Origin of the sequence: Novosphingobium sp. PC22D, assembly GCF_002556635.1 — a bacterium.
In the GTDB taxonomy this organism is placed as follows: Bacteria; Pseudomonadota; Alphaproteobacteria; order Sphingomonadales; family Sphingomonadaceae; genus Novosphingobium.
This window is the reverse complement of record NZ_MWMO01000002.1, coordinates 526,705-545,127: the sequence shown is the minus strand read 5'-3', so window position 1 is coordinate 545,127 and position 18,423 is coordinate 526,705. Positions and strand designations below refer to the sequence as shown.

The following is an 18,423-nucleotide window of genomic DNA, read 5'->3' as shown; positions in this document are numbered from 1 at the left end:
CGCAGTTTCGGGGCAAGATCGACCCGGCGGGCGCTTCGCCCGTGCCGGATGAAATGCCCCCGATCGCACCGCGGCTCATTACCGACTTGCTCGATCATGCGGTGGAGCGGCACGGCGGCTGGTCGGCCGTAGATTTCATGGGCCGGACCTGGACCTACGCCGAGATCGGCGAGCTTGCGCGCAAGGCGGCGCGCGGGCTGCAGGACCTTGGCGTGCGGCCCGGCATGCGGGTCGGGCTGTGCCTGCCGAACACGCCCTATTACGTCATCTGCTACTTCGCGATCTTGCGGATCGGCGGCGTGGTGGTGAACCTGAACCCGCTCTACACCGAGCGCGAGATGGGCCATCTCGTCGAGGATTCGGGCGCGAGCGTCATCATCGCCTCCGACCTTGCGATGTCGCTGCCCAAGCTGACGCCGCTGGTCGGCAAGCACCAGCTCACCCGCGTGGTGGTCTGCCCGATCGCCGACGTGCTGCCGAGCTGGAAGGGCAGGGCCTATCGCCTGTTCAAGCGCAAGGACATCGCGCACGAACCGCACGACCTGCGCTTCGCGCGTTTCGAAGACCTCATCGCGCGCGATGCCGCTCCCGATCCGGTCGAGCGGAACCCCGATGACCTCGCGATCCTGCAATATACCGGCGGCACCACCGGCGTGCCCAAGGGAGCGATGCTCAGTCACGCCAATCTCACGGCCAACTCGGCGCAGATGATCGCGCATGTCGGTCACATGCCCGAGCGACAGGAGCGCACGCTCGGCGTGCTGCCGATGTTCCACGTCTTCGCGCTGACGACCGTGCTCAACTATTCGGTGGATACCGCCGCCGAGATGATCCTGCTGCCACGCTTCGAGATGAAGTCTTTCCTCGATACCGCCAGGCGGACCAAGCCGACCCAGTTCTTCGGTGTTCCCACGCTCTACACCGCGCTCAACGGCGTCGACATGCACGGCGCGATGGATCAGGTGCGCGTGTGCATTTCGGGCGGCGCGCCGCTGCCGCTCGACGTGCGCCAGACCTTCGAAACCAGGACCGGCGTGCGCGTCGTCGAGGGCTATGGCTTGACCGAGGCGAGCCCGATCATCGCCTGCAATCCGCTCGAAGGGCAGGTCAAGGACAACTCCTGCGGCCCCGCCTTTCCCGGAACCGTGCTCGAGATTCGCGGTTCCGAAGATCCGCACAAGATCATGGCGACGGGCGAACGCGGCGAAGTCTGCGCGCGCGGTCCGCAAGTGATGCAGGGCTACTGGAACAGGCCCGATGCGACCGAGCGCACCTTTGTCGACGGCGCGTTGCGGACCGGAGATATCGGCTATCTCGATGAGGACGGGTACCTGTTCCTCGTCGACCGGATCAAGGACCTGATCCTGTGCAGCGGCTACAATGTCTATCCGCGGGTCATCGAGGATGCGATCTACGAGCATCCGTCGGTGTCCGAAGCTGTCGTGATCGGCGTGCCAGACGAGTATCGCGGCCAGTCGCCGAAGGCCTTTGTGGCCTTGCGCGAAGGCGCCTCCCTGAGCCAGGATGAGCTGATGGAATTCCTCAAGGAACGGATCAGCAAGATCGAGATGCCCTCGTCGATCGAATTCCGCGATAGTCTTCCCAAGACTCTGGTGGGCAAGCTCTCCAAGAAGGACCTCGTTGCCGAGGAGGCGGCGCGTCGCGCGGCCGGCGGCACCGCCTCGTGAGCAGACGGCGGGCGGAGGCATTATCTCCTGATGGCGAAAGCGAATTCCTTGGCATCCAGGAGGCCGCGCGCGAACTCGGCGTGACGATGCGGACCTTGCGGTTCTATGAGGACAAGGGCCTGATCGGGCCGCAGCGAGTCGGTACCACGCGGATCTATTCGCGGCGCGAGATGGGACGCATGCAGCTTATCCTGCGCGGCAAGCGGCTGGGCTTTACCATTCGCGAGATCGCCGAGTTCCTTGATCTCTACGAAGCCGATCCGGAGCACAAGGAGCAGGTCAAGCTGCTCATCGAGCGGGTTTCTGACCGGATCGGCGAATTGCGCCAGCAGCGCAAGGCGATCGATCAGACGATGGACGAACTGCGCCGGATCGAGGCCGAGGCGAGATCCTGGCTCAAGGACCACGGACCGGAATGACGCGCGCGATGAACAGATGAACAAGAGACTCAATCCTCCCGCGCAGATCGCGGACTTGCTCGATGTCGAGGAACTCGACGCCGATCTCTACCGCGGCGCCGCGACGGACGGGCTCGGCGGACGCGTGTTCGGTGGGCAGGCGATCGCGCAGGCGCTCGCCGCGGCGGGCAGGACGGTGGGCGAAGATCGCCCGGCGCACTCGCTCCACGGCTATTTTCTGCGCGCGGGGGATGCGAGCCGGCCGATCATCTTCCGGGTCGAGCGCGATTTCGACGGACGCAGCTTCGCCAACCGGCGGGTCGTGGCGCAGCAGGATGGCAAGGCGATCCTCAACCTGACCGCTTCGTTCCAGCACCGCGAAGACGGTCTTGAGCATGCAGCGCGCATGCCCGAGCTTCCCGGCCCCGAACAGGCCATGCCGATGCGCGACGCGCTGCAATCGCAAGGCGCGCGGATACCCGATTTCATCGCGGACCGCTTCGAGGCGTTCGACCTCGTGGCCGGAGGCATCAGCAGCGGCAGGAAGAACGAAAGCGGACTGGCGCGCCAGCACGGCTGGTTCCGCATTCCCGAGGTTTTCGGAGCCAGTGCCGCCACCTCGCGCGTCGCGCTCGCCTACGTCAGCGATTTCGGCCTGATCTCGACCGCGATCGTGCCGCACAAGATGGCGTTTTTCTCGCCCGAGATCCAGGGCGCGAGCCTCGACCATGCCCTGTGGTTCCATCGCACGCCGCCGGTCGGCGAATGGCTGCTCTACCTGATGGAGAGCCCGTGGTCGGGGCAGGGGCGCGGCTTTGCGCGCGGCGCGATCTATGACCGGTCGGGGCAACTCGTCGCCGATGTGGCGCAGGAAGGCCTCATCCGCTACCGGCCGGCACGGGACAAGGACGCGGATCGCTAGCGCCGCCGTCCGGACCGCGGGCGCGCTCGTGTCTCGCATGCCCGTCGAGGAGCCCGGCTGAATGCTGGCAAAGGCCTCAAACCTTCGATAGAGTCATTCGGCTTCCCGACTCGTCGGGGGCGATACCGGAACGGGAGAGAGGCCGCCACGAAAGGCGCCGGGGCCACGCGCCTCCAATAATCGTCAAAACACTTTGTGATCAGAAGGTGGTTCGACGTATGGCGTCCGACGGTCTTGCCCTTTCGGGTAAGAAAGGCCTGATAATCGGTCTGGCCGATGCCCGCAGCATTGCCTGGGGATGCGCCAGGGTGTTGCACGATTGCGGGACGCAATTCGCTCTCACCTGCGTGAACGAGAAGGCCCGGGCGGCGGTTCAGCCGCTGGCCGACGAACTCGAATCCGAACTCGCGATCCTGGACTTTCGCGAGGAAGGCGCGCTCGAGGCCGTGGTCGGATCGCTTGCCGAGCGCTGGGGAGGGATCGATTTCGTGATCCACTCCGCCGCCTTCGCTCCGCCCGATGCGCTCGGCGATCTGATCGACTGCCCCGCCGAAAGCTTCGCGCAGGCGCTTGATTTGTCCTGCCATAGCTTCGTGCGCACCGCGCGTGCGGTCCGGCCGATCATGAACGCCGGAGGCAGCCTGATCGCGATGAGCTATCTCGGCGGCGCGCGCGTGGTCGATGGCTATGCGGTGATGGGCTGCGCCAAGGCGGCGCTGGAAATGGCGGTGAAGGTTCTCGCCCATGAACTCGGGCCCACTGCGGTGCGAGTCAATGCGGTCTCGCCGGGACCGATCATGACTCGCGCGGCGGGCGGGCTTCACCACTTCGACGAGATCGTCGCCCATGCCAGCGAACGCTCGCCGCTCAAGCGCGAGGTCACGGTCGAGGACGTCGGCTGGCTGACCGCGTTTCTCATCTCCGACCGGTCGGGCGCGATGACCGGCGATACGCACTACGTCGATGCCGGCGTCAACATCATGGGTTGATCTTGTGAAGCACGAAATTCCCGTCCCACACGATTCCCAAACCACGCCTGCGGGCGTTTCGCCACCGTCCGCCGAATCGATGCGCGCGGTGGCGAACGCCGCCTACGAGGCGCAACGCCGCTCTCGGAATCAAGCCCAGGGCGGGCGCGAAGCCGAGGTCGAGGCCCTGCGCGCCGAATTCATGAACCGGGTCGCCGATCGTGCCGTGCTCGAGCGGATCGTCGCGACGATCGGTCAGGCCGCGTCGCGGGGGCTCAAGAGCATCCGCGTCTACACCTTTCCGTCCGAATTCTGCACCGATCGCGGTCGCGCGATCAACAACGACGAAGCGCAGTGGAGCGCCACGCTGTGCGGCGAGGCGGCGAGCGTTCATGCGCTGATCGAGGCCGAACTCGGCCCGCTCGGCTACGTCGTTTCCGCCCAGATCGTGACATGGCCGGAACTCATGCCCGGCGACGTGGGGATCATCGTCGGCTGGGACCGGGTAGCGCCGTGAGGATCGCGCCACGGCGGCTCCGGCGCGCCTTGCCGGAAATCGACGGAGCGCGTGACGAAATGATTTCCTGTTCGGGCGCAGCCGTGGCAGTCTGCTGTGCGTGCTCCCAAGAGGAGCAGTCGATTGCGCTCCTTGCCCGCGAGTGCCCCGGAGCATCCGTGGGTTGAGCTTCCCCCGGCGCTGCCGGGCCAATACGGGCCGGTCCGGCAGCGTTGGGGGAAGATCCCTTGGAGGTTCCGCCGCCGACCCATCGCGATCGCCTTGTCTATCCGGATCATTGCGCAAATCCCTGCCGAGGGTTCGTCGCTAGCCCTGCACGGGCAGCCGCCTGGTCGCGATACGGGTGACCGCCAGGATCGGTTTCGGTGGCGACTACACAAGTGACAATGGCGAGCAACATTTCGTCACAGGCACGACGGAGCCGCGCAACGTGGCGACCGCATATCTGTCTGCAGCAATCCATTACGGAGTATCCGATGATTTCTGCAGTCCTGATCGCCCTTTCGGCGGCCGCCGCGCAGCCGGCCGCGCCCATCGCCCCGGCAACGCTTGCTTACGGGCCGGACACGCTGGCCCACCTCAAGGGCCATCACGTCGCTCCCGCCTCCGAGAAGAGCGGCAAGGTTCGCGTCAGCGCTACCGGCTGCCATCCCGATCCCCACAAGGGCCGCTCGTGCCGCCTTCACGCGGCCAAGCTCGAGCAGCTAGAGCGTGAGGCTCTGGCCCGCAGTGGCCACGAGGAATCGACCGATCGCGAAGTCGCGCCCTGAGCCTGCGGCGGACCCTGGACATTCTGGCCAGTCTGACGAGCTCGAGGCCTTGGCGCTCGCCATGCCCGCGCTTGCAGGGTGAACATGCCGCGGGTGCGTGATTGACCTCGCCTCCGGGCCGCGGCAGGGGCCGTCGGCGTGTTCAGGAGACTGCCGCGGGCTTAACCCGCACGGTTTGAAAGGCCGTGCGGGCAGACTTATATGAAGCAGAGACAGAAACTGAACGATGACGGTTGCCAACCCCTCACGCCTGCCGCTCGATGCCGCCAGTTCGCCGCGGACCGTGCTTCTCGTCGAGGACGATGGAGCGCTGCGCACGCTGACTTCGCGCTCGCTGCGGCAAAGCGGCTACAATGTCTTGTCGGCCGCGACGGGCGCGGAAATGTGGGTCACCTTGCGCGAGAACACGGTTCATCTGATCGTGCTCGACATCATGCTGCCCGGCACCAACGGCTTCGATCTGTTCCGCAAGCTGCGCCGCGAAAGCGACATTCCCATCATCTTCATCAGCGCGCGCGGCGGTGAGGAGGATCGGGTCCTGGGTATCGAACTCGGGGCGGACGACTACCTCGCGAAGCCTTTCAGCACGCGCGAACTGGCTGCTCGCGTCGGCGCGGTCCTGCGTCGCGGCGGCGGGGTCGAGATCGGCGGCGAGCCCGGGAATGAGGGGCAGCCATCGGACGCGGTGAGCTTCGATGGCTGGCACGTCTCGCTGGTCCGGCGCGAACTGCGTTCGCCCAGCGGCGCGATCGTCGACCTGACCGGAGCCGAGTTCGATCTTCTGGCGACCTTTCTCGGCTATCCCCAGCGCGTCCTCGGCCGCGAGCGCCTGCTCGAGTTGTCGCGCTCGCGGATCGGCGACAGCTCGGACCGCAGCATCGACGTGCTTGTCAGCCGGCTGCGGCGCAAGCTCCAGTCCGAAAGCGGCGAGGCGCCGATCGTGACGGTGCGCGGCGTCGGCTACATGTTCCGCGCAGAGGTGACGCGCGCCTGATGTATCCCTCGCGACGATGATCAAGCGGACAGTCCGACTCTTCCGCAGGCTCGGTCTGCCCGAACGCCTGCTCGCCGTCCTCCTTCTGGTGATCGTCGTCGACGTGATCGCCAATTCGCTGCTGTTCGAGCGGGCGAACTCGTTCCAGCTTCGGCGCGACGATGCCGAGCGGATTGCCGAAAATCTGGTCCTCGCGACGCGAACGCTCGAACGAACACCCGGGCCGGAGCGCGCCGATGTCGCCGATCTGCTGAGTACGCGGCGGTTCTCGCTACGACTGAGCCCACCCACGGATCGCGGCAGGGGTTCGCTCGGCCTCGCCAATCTGCGCGCCCAGGTCATCGAATACGCCCCCGAACTCGCGCTCGCCGATCTCGAACTGCATCTCGAGGAAGTGCCCGGCCGCGGCAATATCGGCGGCTCGATCCAGCTTTCCGACGGCAGCGTGCTGCGTTTCCAGACTCATGCCAATGCCGCCTGGACGCTCACCGCCGGTCGGCTCGCCAGCATGATCCTGCCGACCTTGCTGCTCGTCGCGCTCGCCTGGCTGCTGCTGAGCGCGACGCTGAAACCCTTGCGCAACCTCATCGGCGCGACGCGGCAGCTCGGTTCGGGGCCCCCCGAACCGGTGCCCGAGCGCGGGCCGGACGAACTGCGCGCGCTGATCCGCGCGCTCAACGACATGCAGGATCGCATCCACCAGTCGCTGACCGATCGCACCCAGACGATGCTGGCGATCGGCCACGATCTCAAGACGCCGCTCTCGCGCATCAACCTGCGGCTCGACAGCGACACGATCGACCCCGAGCTGCGCGAGGGCATCCGCCACGATCTCGACGAAATGCGCATGCTGCTCGAGTCGATCCAGGCCTATGTCGACAGCGACGGACGCAACATCCCGGCGGCGCGGGTGGACCTTTCGGTGATGGCCGAAACGCTCGTCGATACAGCCGCCGACGCGGGAGCCGACGCGAGCTTCACCGGCACGCCGCATCTAGAGGTGGTCGCGCGTCCGGTCGCGATCCGTCGCGCGCTTTCGAACCTCATCGAGAACGCGCTTCATTACGGCGGCAATGTTCGTGTGTTTGCCCGGCGTGACGGCGGGGCCGCCGAAATCGTCGTCGAGGACGACGGCCCCGGCATTCCCGAGGACCGGATCAGCGACGCGCTTCAGCCCTTCGTCAGACTCGACGCCTCGCGCGCGCGCGACACGCCGGGCATGGGGCTGGGCCTGCCGATCGTGCGCAAGGCGATCCGCATGGACGGCGGCACCTTCGATCTGCGCAATCGCGCCGAGGGCGGTCTGCGCGCGACCATCAGGCTTCCGCTCGCGGCGGACTGAGCCGGGCGAGCGCCGTGTTGCGTTGCGGCAAAACTTCGTAACAGAGTCGAACGAGGCCGGACAAGCTTGGCACCTACCTCAAGCACATACGCGGTGATCCTGATCACCGCCGCAGATGCAACATTGGAAGGTGACACACGTGAACGAGCTCATCGGACGAGTATTCCACTTCGAAACCTCGATCTACCCGTCGAACGGTGAACTGTACGGCAAGCTGGCCCAGCACGGACAGTCGCCCAAGGCGCTCATCATCTCCTGCGCGGATTCGCGCATCGTGCCCGAGCATATCGTCCAGGCGCAGCCCGGCGACCTGTTCGTGTGCCGCAATGCCGGCAATATCGTTCCGCCCTATGCGACGATGAACGGCGGCGTGACCTCGACGGTCGAGTACGCGGTGGCCGCGCTCGGCGTCAGCGACATTATCGTGTGCGGTCACTCCGACTGCGGCGCGATGAAGGCGCTGAGCGATCCGACCGGCCTCGAAAAGATGCCGAATGTCGCAGCCTGGCTGCGTCACGGCGCGGCGGCCGAGCACATCGTCAGCAATTGCCACGGCCATCTTGAGGGCGGCGAACGGGTGCGCGCGATCACCCTCGAGAACATCATCGCCCAGATCAGCCACTTGCGCACGCATCCCTCCGTGGCGGCGGCGATCGCCTCGGGCGCGGTTACGCTCCATGGCTGGTTCGTCGACATCCACGCCGGCCAGGTCCTCGGGCTTGAGGGCGATAGCGGCGAGTTCGTTCCGCTGCGCGCGGATCGCGATCTTCCCGTCGCGCTTCCCGCCCGCTCGCGCGTCGCCACCGAATTCGCCGAGGCGGCGGAATGACGCCGGACGCCGCAGCCGCGCAGCCGCGCACCGGACCGTTCGCACACATCGGCCGCGACTTCACCGCCTCGATCGTCGTGTTCCTGGTGGCGATGCCCTTGTGCATGGGGATCGCGATCGCTTCGGGCGTTCCGCCCGAAAAGGGCCTCGTGACGGGCATCATCGGCGGCATCGTCGTCGGCCTTTTCGCGGGCTCGCCGTTGCAGGTTTCCGGACCGGCGGCGGGCCTTGCCGTCATCGTTTTCGAGTTCGTTCGCGAGAACGGACTCGAGGCGCTCGGTCCGGTGCTTCTGCTCGCCGGCGTGCTCCAGCTCATTGCCGGTGCGATGAAGCTGGGCGGGCTCTTCCGCGCGATCAGTCCCGCCGTCGTTCACGGCATGCTCGCGGGCATCGGCGCGCTGATCGTGATCGGACAATTCCACATCCTGTTCGACGAGTCCCCGCTCTCCAGCGGGCTTGAGAATATCGCGATGATGCCCGCGCGCATTCTCGGCCTCGATTTCAGCGACATCGCCGCCACCGAGCTGGCGCTTCTGATCGGCGGACTGACGATCGCGATCATGCTCGGCTGGGAGAAAGTCCGGCCCAAGTCGATGGCCCTCGTGCCCGGCGCTCTGCTCGGCGTCGTCGCCGCGACGCTGGTCGCCTGGGCGTTCGATTTCGGCGTGTCGCGCATCGAGGTGCCCGATTCGATCGGGTCCGCCTTCGATCTGCCGACGAGCCTCGCATGGTTCGCCCCGCTGGCAAGTCCCGCGCTGATCGTCGCGGCGGTCGCGATCGCCTTCATCGCCAGCGCCGAGACGCTGCTGTCGGCCGCCGCGGTCGACCGCATGCACGACGGCGTCCGTACCAAGTACGACAAGGAACTCAGCGCGCAGGGCATCGGCAACTTCCTGTGCGGCGTCGTCGGCGCGCTGCCGATGACCGGCGTGATCGTGCGAAGCTCGGCGAATGTGCAGGCCGGTGCGCGGACGCGGCTTTCGACCATCATCCACGGCGTGTGGATTCTCGGATTCGTCGCGCTGCTGCCGTGGCTGCTTCGCGAAGTGCCGATGGCGGCGCTCGGCGGCGTGCTGGTCGTTACCGGCTGGCGCCTGGTGAGCCTCAAGCACGTCCGGCATCTGTTCAAGGCGCATGGTCTGCTCCCCGCGACGATCTGGGCGGTCACCTTCATCCTTGTCGTGACCACCGACCTCCTGACCGGCGTTCTCGTCGGCCTCGCGCTTTCGGTCGTCGAACTGCTGCCGCACCTCAAGAACCTGCGCCTCAAGGTTCACGAGAACGACGAGGGCGAGCAGCGCCTGGTCCGGCTCGACGGCGCGGCGACGTTCGTCGGCCTGCCGCGCCTCAACAAGGTGCTCGAGAGTCAGCCCGCCGACCGGCCGGTGCATCTCGATCTCGGCGCGGTGAGCGCGATCGACCACACCACGGCCGAGACGCTGAGCGAATGGATCAACCGTCGTCGCAAGAGCGGTCAAAGCGACCGGATCAGCGGCCCCGCCAATGTGCTGCGGCCGCTGCCTCTCGCGACCTGACCTCGCAATACAGTCTACCTGGCGGCCGGGCACCCTCACACCTGGTCTCCAACCCCTGGGGCGGTCTTGCAACAGCAAGGCCGCCCATTTTTCTGTCAGCGGCGTGGCAACAGTTTGTTACGCGAACGACAGCCTCACGACATGTTCGATGCATAGCCTGCAATGGCCGATCCGACACAGTGTTGCCAAGAAGCTGCACTGGCGGGTCGGCCGCAGGACGGAACGCAAAGCAACAGCAACATGAGGGCGTTCCAACAATGACCAAGACCATCCTAGCCGCGGCGTCGGCGCTGGCTGTCGCATGCCTGGCATCCGTGGCGGCCCATGCGCAGACCGAAGTTCCCGGTCCGATCACCGTATCCGCCGAAGTGGCGCTCGTTTCGGACTACCGCTTCCGTGGAGTCTCCTACACCGATGAGGAGATGGCGATTCAGGGCGGCATCGAGATCGGCCATGAAAGCGGCTTCTACGGCGGTGCCTGGGCCTCCAACCTGTCGGGCTGGGGCACGTTCGCCGGCGCGAACATGGAACTCGATCTCTACGCGGGCTACTCCACCGAGATCTCGAGCGGCGTCAGCGTCGATGTGGGCGCGACCTACTTCATGTATCCCGGCGGCCTCGACACCACGGACTTCGTCGAATTCTACGGCAGCGTGAGCGGCTCGCTCGGCCCGGCGGAAGTGACTTTGGGCATGGCCTACGCGCCCGCGCAGGAAGCGCTCGGCAAGTGGTACTTCGACGGCGCCGCGGCAGCCGCGGGCGTCTATGACGATCCGGGCGACAAGGAAGACAACCTCTACGTCTACCTCGATGCCGGAGCCGCCATTCCCGACACGCCGATCTCGCTCAACGCGCACGTCGGCTATTCGAACGGCAACGACGGACTCGGTCCGCAGGGAACCAGCGTCGCGCCGACGGGCGAGTATCTCGACTGGTCGATCGGCGCCGACCTCGCGCTCGGACCCGTGACGCTGGGGGCGAAATACATCGATACCGACATCTCGAAGTCGGAATCGGCCTACCTGCTGCCCAACTTCGCCTCGACCAAGAATGGCTCCTCGATCGCCGGATCGACGATCGTGTTCTCGATCTCGGCGGGTTTCTGACCCTCCGCCCGGTTCCGGCGCAGCGCCGGGACCGGGCATATCTTCCCGCGGTCGGGCAATGCGGGGAGGCGGAGGGCTCGCGCCCGCGAGGCGAACGCGGTGATCGACCGGAAGGCCGCGAACAACCGCCCTTGCGGCGCGCTTGCGGATTTGCTTTGGCCCGCTGCGACGCGGACCGGAGAATCGCTTGAAGTATTGCCCGCCTCGCAGGCGTCTGCCGCTCGCGGCCGCGCTGATCGCGCTGTTCTCGCCCGTCGCCGGGTATTGCCAGGACGATGGCACGGACGGCGCCGTGCCGGACAGGGGCGAGATCGTCGTGACCGGACGCGGCCTCGAGGAGCTGCCCGGATCGCCCGCCTATTCGACGCGCGAACTCGACCGCGCGGCCATCGTTTCGAGCGCATCCGGCCGGATCGAGGACGTTCTCACCTCGGTTGCCGGATTCCAGCAATTCCGCCGGTCCGACAGCCGCTCCTCGAACCCGTCGGCGCAAGGCGTGACCCTGCGCGCGCTCGGCGGCAACGCCAGCAGCCGGGCACTCGTGGTGCTCGATGGCGTGCCGATGACCGATCCCTTCTTCGGCTATGTCCCGTTCACCGCGCTCGCGCCCGAGCGGCTGGGCAGCGTGAGCGTGACGCGTGGCGGCGGCTCGGGGCCTTTCGGTGCCGGCGCCTTGTCGGGCACCATCGCGCTGGAAAGCGCTGATGCGGCCGCGCTCGCTCCGGTCAGCGGGGGGCTGCTCGTCAATCAGCGCGGCGAGACCGAGGCGAGCGCGAGCGTGGCGCCGCGTCTCGGCTCGGGGTTCGCCGTCGTTTCGGGACGTTGGGACCGGGGGCAGGGCTTCTTCACGACGCCCAAGGACCAGCGAGTGCCCGCCACGGCACGCGCCGCGTTCGACTCGTGGTCGGTCGGCCTGAGAGGCGTCGCACCGCTCGGCCCGGACATCGAATTGCAGGCGCGCGGCCTCGTCTTCGAGGACGATCGCACCTTGCGCTTCGAAGGCGCCGACAGCTCGTCGAGCGGGCAGGACGCCAGCCTTCGGCTCGTTGGACGCGGCGACTGGCAGTTTGACGTGCTCGGCTATGTCCAGGCGCGCAATTTCACCAATGTCGTGATCAGCTCGAGCCGGTTCACCCGCGTGCTCGACCAGCGCAACACGCCCTCGACGGGTCTGGGCGGCAAGATCGAGCTGCGCCCACCGCTCGGCGAAGCGGTAAACCTGCGTACCGGCGTCGACTATCGCCGCTCGCGGGGCGAGCTTTACGAAGATGCCTATAGCGCGTTTTCGGGCGCGATCACCGCGCGGCGCAATGCGGGCGGGACCAATACCGACCTCGGGCTCTTCGCCGATGGCGACTGGACCTCGGGCGCGCTCGTTCTCACCGGGGGCGTGCGCGCGGACCGCTACACCATCCGCGATGGGTTCTACGTCGAGCGCGACGCCGCGGGGATGCTGGCGATCGACGAGCGCTACGCGAACCGCGGCGGCTGGCAAGTCTCCTACCGCGGCGGCGCATCCCTGGCCGTCGGCGGTGACCTGCACCTGCGCGCGGCGGCCTACACCGGCCTGCGCCTGCCCACGCTCAACGAGCTCTACCGGCCCTTCGTGGTGTTTCCGGTCGTTACCCAGGCGAACCCGGATCTGCGCAACGAACGCCTCGAAGGCTACGAGGCCGGGGTGCGGTTCGCGCCGACAAGCGGGTTCAGTCTCACGCTCACCGCCTTCGAGAACCGGTTGGAGAACGCCATCGCCAACGTGACGATCGGCGAAGATCTTCGCCAGCGCCGCAATCTGCCCGCGATCGTCGCGCGCGGGATCGAGGCCGACATGGGTCTTGCGGCAGGGGCGTTCCGGTTCGACGGTTCGCTGGCCTGGACCGATTCGGAAGTGCGCGGGGAAGGGGACTCGCGCGAACTTGACGGCATGCGGCCCTCGCAGACTCCCGCGCTCAGCGCGAGCGCGACGGTCGCTTTCGTTCCGGGGCCGGGCGCGCGCCTCGCGGCGACGGTGCGGCACGTGGGCAAGCAGTACGAGGACGATCTGGAGACCGAGGTGCTTCCCGCCGCGACCACGCTCGATCTCTTCGCCGAGCTGCGTGTGGCCGGGCGGCTTTCGCTGGTGTTGCGTGGGGAGAATCTTACCGACGAGTCGATCGTCACGCGCAATTCGGGCGGTTCGATTGATCTCGGCGTTCCGCGCACGCTCTGGGCGGGCCTGCGCTGGGGTCTGTAACGCGCGCACCGCGCGGCGGGACGGCTGCTCGGGACACGATGGATCATCCGGTGACCGGTCCGGCGACGCCCTTTGCGACCGCCGGCGAGGGTCGGCCGCAAGTCCATCTGACAAGTAATTATACCTATTTTATATCGCTCGAATGCGATCGTTTGTTCATCCGAAATGAATAGAATAGCCATATCTCCGGAATGGCGCATGATTTACATGACATCCGAATCTCGCAACTAAAGAATGCGGGCGTCAACGGTAACAAGCTGTGGCGACGAGCGGCCAGGACTGCTTACGAATTCATGCGATCAGAGGGAACCTGCGAGGCGTACTGAGGCGAACGCTGCTCGTGAAGCGGCGCGTTGTGCAAGGGTGTTCGGATGACCTATGTCTACAGTGTGATCGGATTCGTCGCATTTGTGGCCTTCGTCTTTCCGTATCTCGTTTATCCTTCTTCGCTGCTTCTTTTCGGCGTGCGGCGAATTCGTCCCGAACGCGGGGCGGATAAAGTTACATTCACGCTACTGTTCGCGGCGTACAACGAGGAACGCTCGCTGCCGCAGAAGATCGCCAACGTTCGCGAACTGAAGCGATCCGAGCCCGGCCTGCAGGTGGTCGCCTACTGCGATTTGTCCAGCGACCGCACGCAGGAGATCCTCGAGGCGGCATCAGATGTGATCGACGTGATCGTGGCGCGCGAGCGGACCGGCAAGGCCACGGGCATGGCGCGGATGGTCGCGCAGGCCAGAGGCGACGTCTGTGTCTTCACCGATGCCAACGTGCTGCTCGATCCGAGCGCCTTGTCGGAGCTTCGCGAATATTTCGCCGATCCGGCCATCGGCGGCGTCGCGGGCTCGCTCATCTACACCAACGACGCGGAGAGCGCGACGGCACGGGCGGGCGGGCTCTACTGGCGGCTCGAGGAGGTGATCAAGTCCCGCGAGTCGGCGAGCGGCTCGATCATGGGGGCCGACGGCTCGATTTTCGCGACCCGGCGCGAGCTGTACCCGACCGTGCCCCCGCACCTTCTCGACGACATGATCGTTTCGCTGAGCGTTGTGCTGGCGGGCAAACGGCTGGTCTATGCGCCGAGCGTGCGCGCTTACGAACGCAATACGACGACAACGAATGAGGAGTTTCGCCGCAAGCGCAGGATCGCGTGCCGCGCGTTCAACACGCATCGCTACCTTTGGTCCGACATTCGATCCGTATTCGGGGCGGCCGGGCTTTATAAATACTTCTCGCATAAGGTCTTGCGCTGGTTCGGCTTGCCGCTTCTCGTCATCGCACTCCTCGCCGCTGCGGCGGCGCTCGCATCGTCCGGACATTGGCTCGTGCTGACGGGCGGGCTGGCCGTGGTCGTCCTGTGTCTTGCGCTCGGAGCTTCCGGCATTCCGCCCTTCGCATTGGGCCTGCAGGTCCTCATCGCGATCTGCGCGACCTTTCTGGGCGTGATCGACGCGCTGGCCGGCCGCACCTATCAGACCTGGACGCCGGCGGCCTCTCGCGACACGCTCGGCGTTCCGGGCAAGAGCGGCAGCCAGTCGAGCAACGCCTGAGAAGCGCTCGTATCCTGCGAACCTCCGGGTCGAGGACCCGTCTGCTCAGCAGCTCCGATCAATAGTCCGAGTTTCATTTCACCAAATTGGGTGGTCTCCTCCAATTTGGTGAAATTACGTATCGCATAAGATCAGCGCAAATTGACCAATCGAAAACCGATCCATTTCAAGACATAGTAGAGAATTATTGGTAATAATACTTGGTTGACGGCGCTTTAAGCTCTCATATGATGCACTGCAATATCGAGACTCGTAATGGTGGTGACGACGCAACAGGACCAGGTGGGGGCATTTCCATGGCATCCATTCCCGAATTGTCGCGAAGTGCAATGCGCGATACGCGCCCTTTCGCAAGCGGCGGGAGCTGCGAACCGCTCGTAACGTCAGATCCCCTGAGCCGGGCCATCGTTGACGGTCCGGCGATAAACAGCCCGACGATCGACGGGGCCGAGGCTTTCGTTGTCGGTCAGACGCCCGACGGCAGGGCGAGAGGCAATGCGCGCAGCGTTCGCGCCTTCGACATCGCCGTGTCGCTCTTGCTGCTGCTCGTATTCCTGCCGGTTCTTGTGCTCGTCTCGCTGGCGATCCTGGTTACCAGCCCGGGGCCCGTTCTTTTCGTCCAGCAGCGCGTCGGCCGGGGCGGGAAGTCTTTTCCATGCCTCAAATTCCGCAGCATGGTGATCGATTCCCGTGAACGTCTTGCACAGTTGCTGGCCGAATCCGAAGAGGCCCGCGAGGAATGGGCGCGTGACCAGAAGCTGCGCAACGATCCCCGGATAACCTGGATCGGCGCGATTCTTCGCAAGACCAGCCTCGACGAGTTGCCGCAGCTCATCAACATCCTGCTCGGCCACATGAGCATCGTCGGGCCGAGGCCGATCGTCGAAGAGGAAGTCGCGCGCTACGGCTTGCGGTTCGCGGCCTATTGTTCGGTTCGTCCCGGTCTCACCGGCCTATGGCAGGTGAGCGGTCGCAACGAGGTATCCTACACCACGCGCGTGCGGCTCGACGCCTTCTACGCGCTGCGCAAGTCGGTGGGGTACGATGTGCTCATCTGCATGCGCACAGTGCCTGCCGTGCTTGCCCGCAGAGGGTGCTACTGACCGGGCCGATCCGTCTGCTTGCGGTCGGAGCCGCAGGCTGACCAGTCAATCGCGTCGGTATCGCGGAAAGCTGGTCACCACAGTCCCAGGAGCCAGGCAATAAGGGCCCAGATGGCCAGACCGGCGCCTGCGGCGATGAACCAATAGAGAAACTTGATACGCTTGGCGCCCAGCGGCCGGGAACCGTAGTCGTGCAGTCCAGTGTTCCGGCGATCGGCATCGGCTAGCCGTTCAGTGGATGCCTTGTGCCAATTGGGCGGTCCGCTCTTGTTCATCGGTTTGTCATTCGGTCCAAAAGGGCTCGAGATCGGTCGGTTCGGTAGTTTGTGTGGAGATATCGGCCATGCACAACTCCCTAGCGTCAAAGTGTTCAATAACCTTTGCGATGGGGTCGGTGCCTTCCCCGTTGTGATTCATTTCTTTAGATTCGGGATTAGTGACTTTCGATATCTTCGTCTAGTCGGACTTTAACAAGTTTCTTCGATTGGCGGCGATTTCGAACCGGGACGGGTAAATATCGGTCGGGCAATGTCACCGCGCCGCGGCTGATCGACGGAAAAGGGCAGAGTCTCCCGGCAGGCGGCGCGCGGCCCCGGGAAACGGCTTGTCGGGTCGTTTTGCCACGATCCGAATCGCCGGCAAAGAAAGTTCAATTTGGAGGCAATGTCCCCCTGCCAGGCCCGCGAACCTCGCGTCTCCCGCACTCTCAGTCGTCGGGAGACGAACTTTCGCCAGGCCGCGGCGCCGATGGAGGCATGCCGGCACAAGGGTAGGCGCGCTTGAGCGAGGAGACCACGACCGAAGCGGCCTGGCCGCGCAACTCGAACGGATAGCGGCGGGCATCCTTGAGGAAGAGATCCCGAAGGTCGGACTGGGTGAGCCGGTTCGAGGTGCAGAATTCGCGAAAGCCGAGCCAGCTCTCGTACGCGCGCACGGAATCGTGGACGGCGGCGAGATAGGCGAAGCAGTAGCTGGTTCCGGTCGCGGAGTCGTCCGCGCACTGCTTGAAGAGATCGGTGCCCGCCACGAACCCGAGGCTCGGGGGGCTCGCAAGCGCCGGATGGCCAGGAGGCCGGCCGCTTTCGCTCGGCGGGTCGCCTGGGTTCGCGGCAGGTTGCGCCGCCGCGCCCTGCATGCCGGCGACGATCAGAAAGGCAGCGGCCAAAGAGGCCAAGGGGTGCTTCATCGCTTTGACGAGTCCATCCTGTTCGATCCGTGTCGATGAAAAGCCGATCCGCGAACCGGGCGCAGTCTCAACTAGGTCCACAAAGAATGCGTTTGCGCTGGTCCGGCGGACGGATCGCGGCCCAATAAGGGCTCGGTGTGGCACACCGGCCGACTTCGAGGGCTGACGCGGATGGCACGATCGACGGTCAACGCCGGAGCGCTGGCGCTCTTGCTTGGCGTTCTGGGAACGCTCCTGGCGACGACCGCTTGGCTCGCGCTGGCGGCGTTCGGTATGCCCTCGATGGCCTGGCCGTCGCGGGAGCAAGCCGCACCCGCACCTGATGAGGAGCCGGGGCCGTCCGGCGCGCTGGCGCCGGAGCGATTGGTGTCGTCGGTCTCTCAAGCCTTGATGCCGGTCTCGCGGGAGGATGCGCTCAGGCTGAACGCATCGGTGCCGGAGGTCGACGAGCCGCTGGCCGTGGCGCAACCTCTCGTAGTCCGATCGGCTGATCCGCGCAGTCTGTCGCGCGCGCGCGAGTGCCTGGCCGCGGCCGTCTACTACGAGGCCGCCAGCGAGAGTGCCTCCGGACAGCGGGCCGTCGCGCAAGTGGTTCTCAACCGTGTTCACCACCCCGCCTTTCCGGCGACGATCTGCGGCGTGGTGTTCGAGGGCAGCGAGCGGCGGACGGGCTGTCAGTTCAGTTTTACGTGTGATGGCTCGCTGCGGCGCGCGCCCGCGCCGGCGGCCTGGTCGCGCGCGCTCGCCGTCGCCGATGCCGCGCTTGCGGGCTATGTCGAGCCGAGCGTGGGGATGGCGACGCATTACCACACCGACTGGGTCGTGCCTTACTGGTCGTCGAGCATGGTCAAGCTGCGTCAGCTCGGCACGCATATCTTTTTCCGCTGGCCGGGCCGCTGGGGCGACGTGCGGCACTATGCGCAGCGCTACAATCCGGTCGAGCCGCCTATCGCCTGGGCGGTCGCAAGGGCGGGCGAAGCCGCCGCGCCGCAGGATGCCGCATACGCCGAGCCGCCCGGGACCGGCCAGGCCGTCGAGGCGGGGCGGCGCCCGCTGCTCTCGATGTCCGACGACGCGCGCGAGTCCGGCGAGGCGGCATCGCCGGCTATCCCCGTTCACGCCCGCTACCGCCGGGTGCTGGGGCTGCCCGGCTCGTCCGATGCCGAGCGCGCGTCGTCCGACGCGCGCTGATGGCCAGGTGGGTATGGTGCCCCGGCTTCGCGCGCGGCTTGCGACAGTGCGGTAAACCGGTCTTCTCGCTTCACGTCTGACGGGCTGCCCC

17 protein-coding genes are annotated in these 18,423 nt (G+C 66.0%); 15 read left to right on the top strand and 2 right to left on the bottom strand.

Annotation, left to right across the window (positions count from 1 at the left end):
- The first annotated feature begins 53 nt into the window (after nucleotides 1-53).
- From B2G71_RS06040 to B2G71_RS05975, 14 genes are all read left to right on the top strand, one after another.
- Nucleotides 54-1,688 carry a long-chain fatty acid--CoA ligase gene (locus B2G71_RS06040; RefSeq protein ID WP_098104970.1) on the top strand — a complete coding sequence of 545 codons (1,635 nt, stop codon included), beginning with the start codon at nucleotides 54-56 and terminating at the stop codon, nucleotides 1,686-1,688.
- Nucleotides 1,685-2,107 (top strand): MerR family DNA-binding transcriptional regulator, encoded by a 423-nt coding sequence (locus tag B2G71_RS06035; protein WP_276306907.1) that lies wholly within the window; start codon nucleotides 1,685-1,687, stop codon nucleotides 2,105-2,107. The genes B2G71_RS06040 and B2G71_RS06035 overlap by 4 nt, the downstream gene beginning before the upstream one ends.
- Nucleotides 2,108-2,123: 16 nt before the next feature.
- Nucleotides 2,124-3,008 carry an acyl-CoA thioesterase II gene (locus B2G71_RS06030; protein ID WP_098104811.1) on the top strand — a complete coding sequence of 295 codons (885 nt, stop codon included), beginning with the start codon at nucleotides 2,124-2,126 and terminating at the stop codon, nucleotides 3,006-3,008.
- 218 nt (nucleotides 3,009-3,226) lie between these two features.
- Entirely contained in the window at nucleotides 3,227-3,997 is a 771-nt protein-coding gene (locus tag B2G71_RS06025; RefSeq protein ID WP_098104810.1) for an SDR family oxidoreductase, read from the top strand.
- Nucleotides 3,998-4,001: 4 nt separating this feature from the next.
- Nucleotides 4,002-4,493, top strand: a complete 492-nt coding sequence (locus tag B2G71_RS06020; RefSeq protein ID WP_141521508.1) for a hypothetical protein — start codon at nucleotides 4,002-4,004, stop codon at nucleotides 4,491-4,493.
- Nucleotides 4,494-4,969: 476 nt separating this feature from the next.
- Nucleotides 4,970-5,263: a hypothetical protein gene (locus B2G71_RS06015; protein ID WP_098104808.1), complete on the top strand. Its 294-nt coding sequence runs from the start codon at nucleotides 4,970-4,972 to the stop codon at nucleotides 5,261-5,263.
- Nucleotides 5,264-5,489: 226 nt separating this feature from the next.
- Entirely contained in the window at nucleotides 5,490-6,257 is a 768-nt protein-coding gene (locus B2G71_RS06010; protein WP_098104807.1) for a response regulator transcription factor, read from the top strand.
- Between the two features lie 16 nt (nucleotides 6,258-6,273).
- On the top strand, nucleotides 6,274-7,599 hold the full coding sequence (locus tag B2G71_RS06005) for an ATP-binding protein (protein WP_098104806.1): 1,326 nt from the start codon (nucleotides 6,274-6,276) through the stop codon (nucleotides 7,597-7,599).
- A gap of 139 nt (nucleotides 7,600-7,738) precedes the next feature.
- Complete coding sequence (locus B2G71_RS06000) at nucleotides 7,739-8,428, top strand: carbonic anhydrase (RefSeq protein WP_098104805.1); 690 nt, start codon at nucleotides 7,739-7,741, stop codon at nucleotides 8,426-8,428.
- Nucleotides 8,425-9,963 (top strand): SulP family inorganic anion transporter, encoded by a 1,539-nt coding sequence (locus B2G71_RS05995; RefSeq protein ID WP_098104804.1) that lies wholly within the window; start codon nucleotides 8,425-8,427, stop codon nucleotides 9,961-9,963. The genes B2G71_RS06000 and B2G71_RS05995 overlap by 4 nt, the downstream gene beginning before the upstream one ends.
- A 257-nt stretch (nucleotides 9,964-10,220) precedes the next feature.
- Nucleotides 10,221-11,069, top strand: coding sequence for a TorF family putative porin (locus tag B2G71_RS05990; protein ID WP_098104803.1), 849 nt, complete (start codon nucleotides 10,221-10,223; stop codon nucleotides 11,067-11,069).
- A 292-nt stretch (nucleotides 11,070-11,361) separates the two neighbouring features.
- Nucleotides 11,362-13,302, top strand: coding sequence for a TonB-dependent receptor (locus B2G71_RS05985; protein WP_240530033.1), 1,941 nt, complete (start codon nucleotides 11,362-11,364; stop codon nucleotides 13,300-13,302).
- 371 nt (nucleotides 13,303-13,673) lie between these two features.
- Entirely contained in the window at nucleotides 13,674-14,852 is a 1,179-nt protein-coding gene (locus tag B2G71_RS05980; protein ID WP_098104802.1) for a glycosyltransferase, read from the top strand.
- A gap of 296 nt (nucleotides 14,853-15,148) precedes the next feature.
- A complete protein-coding gene (locus B2G71_RS05975; RefSeq protein WP_276306906.1) occupies nucleotides 15,149-15,955 on the top strand; it encodes a sugar transferase in 807 nt (268 codons plus the stop codon).
- 74 nt (nucleotides 15,956-16,029) lie between these two features.
- Here B2G71_RS05975 and B2G71_RS05970 read toward each other — a convergent pair whose 3' ends face one another.
- Nucleotides 16,030-16,230: a hypothetical protein gene (locus B2G71_RS05970; RefSeq protein WP_098104800.1), complete on the bottom strand. Its 201-nt coding sequence runs from the start codon at nucleotides 16,228-16,230 to the stop codon at nucleotides 16,030-16,032.
- 431 nt (nucleotides 16,231-16,661) lie between these two features.
- Nucleotides 16,662-17,141 (bottom strand): Rap1a/Tai family immunity protein, encoded by a 480-nt coding sequence (locus B2G71_RS05965; RefSeq protein WP_098104799.1) that lies wholly within the window; start codon nucleotides 17,139-17,141, stop codon nucleotides 16,662-16,664.
- 171 nt (nucleotides 17,142-17,312) lie between these two features.
- Between B2G71_RS05965 and B2G71_RS24815 the strand changes: the two genes are divergently transcribed.
- Complete coding sequence (locus tag B2G71_RS24815; protein WP_346426928.1) at nucleotides 17,313-18,332, top strand: cell wall hydrolase; 1,020 nt, start codon at nucleotides 17,313-17,315, stop codon at nucleotides 18,330-18,332.
- The last annotated feature ends 91 nt before the right edge of the window (nucleotides 18,333-18,423 follow it).

Coding starts and splice junctions, on each gene's coding strand:
- B2G71_RS06040 (WP_098104970.1), top strand. CDS start 54: ATGCCCCCGATCGCACCGCGGCTCATTACCGACTTGCTCGATCATGCG.
- B2G71_RS06030 (WP_098104811.1), top strand. CDS start 2,124: ATGAACAAGAGACTCAATCCTCCCGCGCAGATCGCGGACTTGCTCGAT.
- B2G71_RS06025 (WP_098104810.1), top strand. CDS start 3,227: ATGGCGTCCGACGGTCTTGCCCTTTCGGGTAAGAAAGGCCTGATAATC.
- B2G71_RS06015 (WP_098104808.1), top strand. CDS start 4,970: ATGATTTCTGCAGTCCTGATCGCCCTTTCGGCGGCCGCCGCGCAGCCG.
- B2G71_RS06010 (WP_098104807.1), top strand. CDS start 5,490: ATGACGGTTGCCAACCCCTCACGCCTGCCGCTCGATGCCGCCAGTTCG.
- B2G71_RS06005 (WP_098104806.1), top strand. CDS start 6,274: ATGATCAAGCGGACAGTCCGACTCTTCCGCAGGCTCGGTCTGCCCGAA.
- B2G71_RS05995 (WP_098104804.1), top strand. CDS start 8,425: ATGACGCCGGACGCCGCAGCCGCGCAGCCGCGCACCGGACCGTTCGCA.
- B2G71_RS05990 (WP_098104803.1), top strand. CDS start 10,221: ATGACCAAGACCATCCTAGCCGCGGCGTCGGCGCTGGCTGTCGCATGC.
- B2G71_RS05980 (WP_098104802.1), top strand. CDS start 13,674: ATGACCTATGTCTACAGTGTGATCGGATTCGTCGCATTTGTGGCCTTC.
- B2G71_RS05975 (WP_276306906.1), top strand. CDS start 15,149: ATGGCATCCATTCCCGAATTGTCGCGAAGTGCAATGCGCGATACGCGC.
- B2G71_RS05970 (WP_098104800.1), bottom strand. CDS start 16,230: ATGAACAAGAGCGGACCGCCCAATTGGCACAAGGCATCCACTGAACGG.
- B2G71_RS05965 (WP_098104799.1), bottom strand. CDS start 17,141: ATGAAGCACCCCTTGGCCTCTTTGGCCGCTGCCTTTCTGATCGTCGCC.
- B2G71_RS24815 (WP_346426928.1), top strand. CDS start 17,313: ATGGCACGATCGACGGTCAACGCCGGAGCGCTGGCGCTCTTGCTTGGC.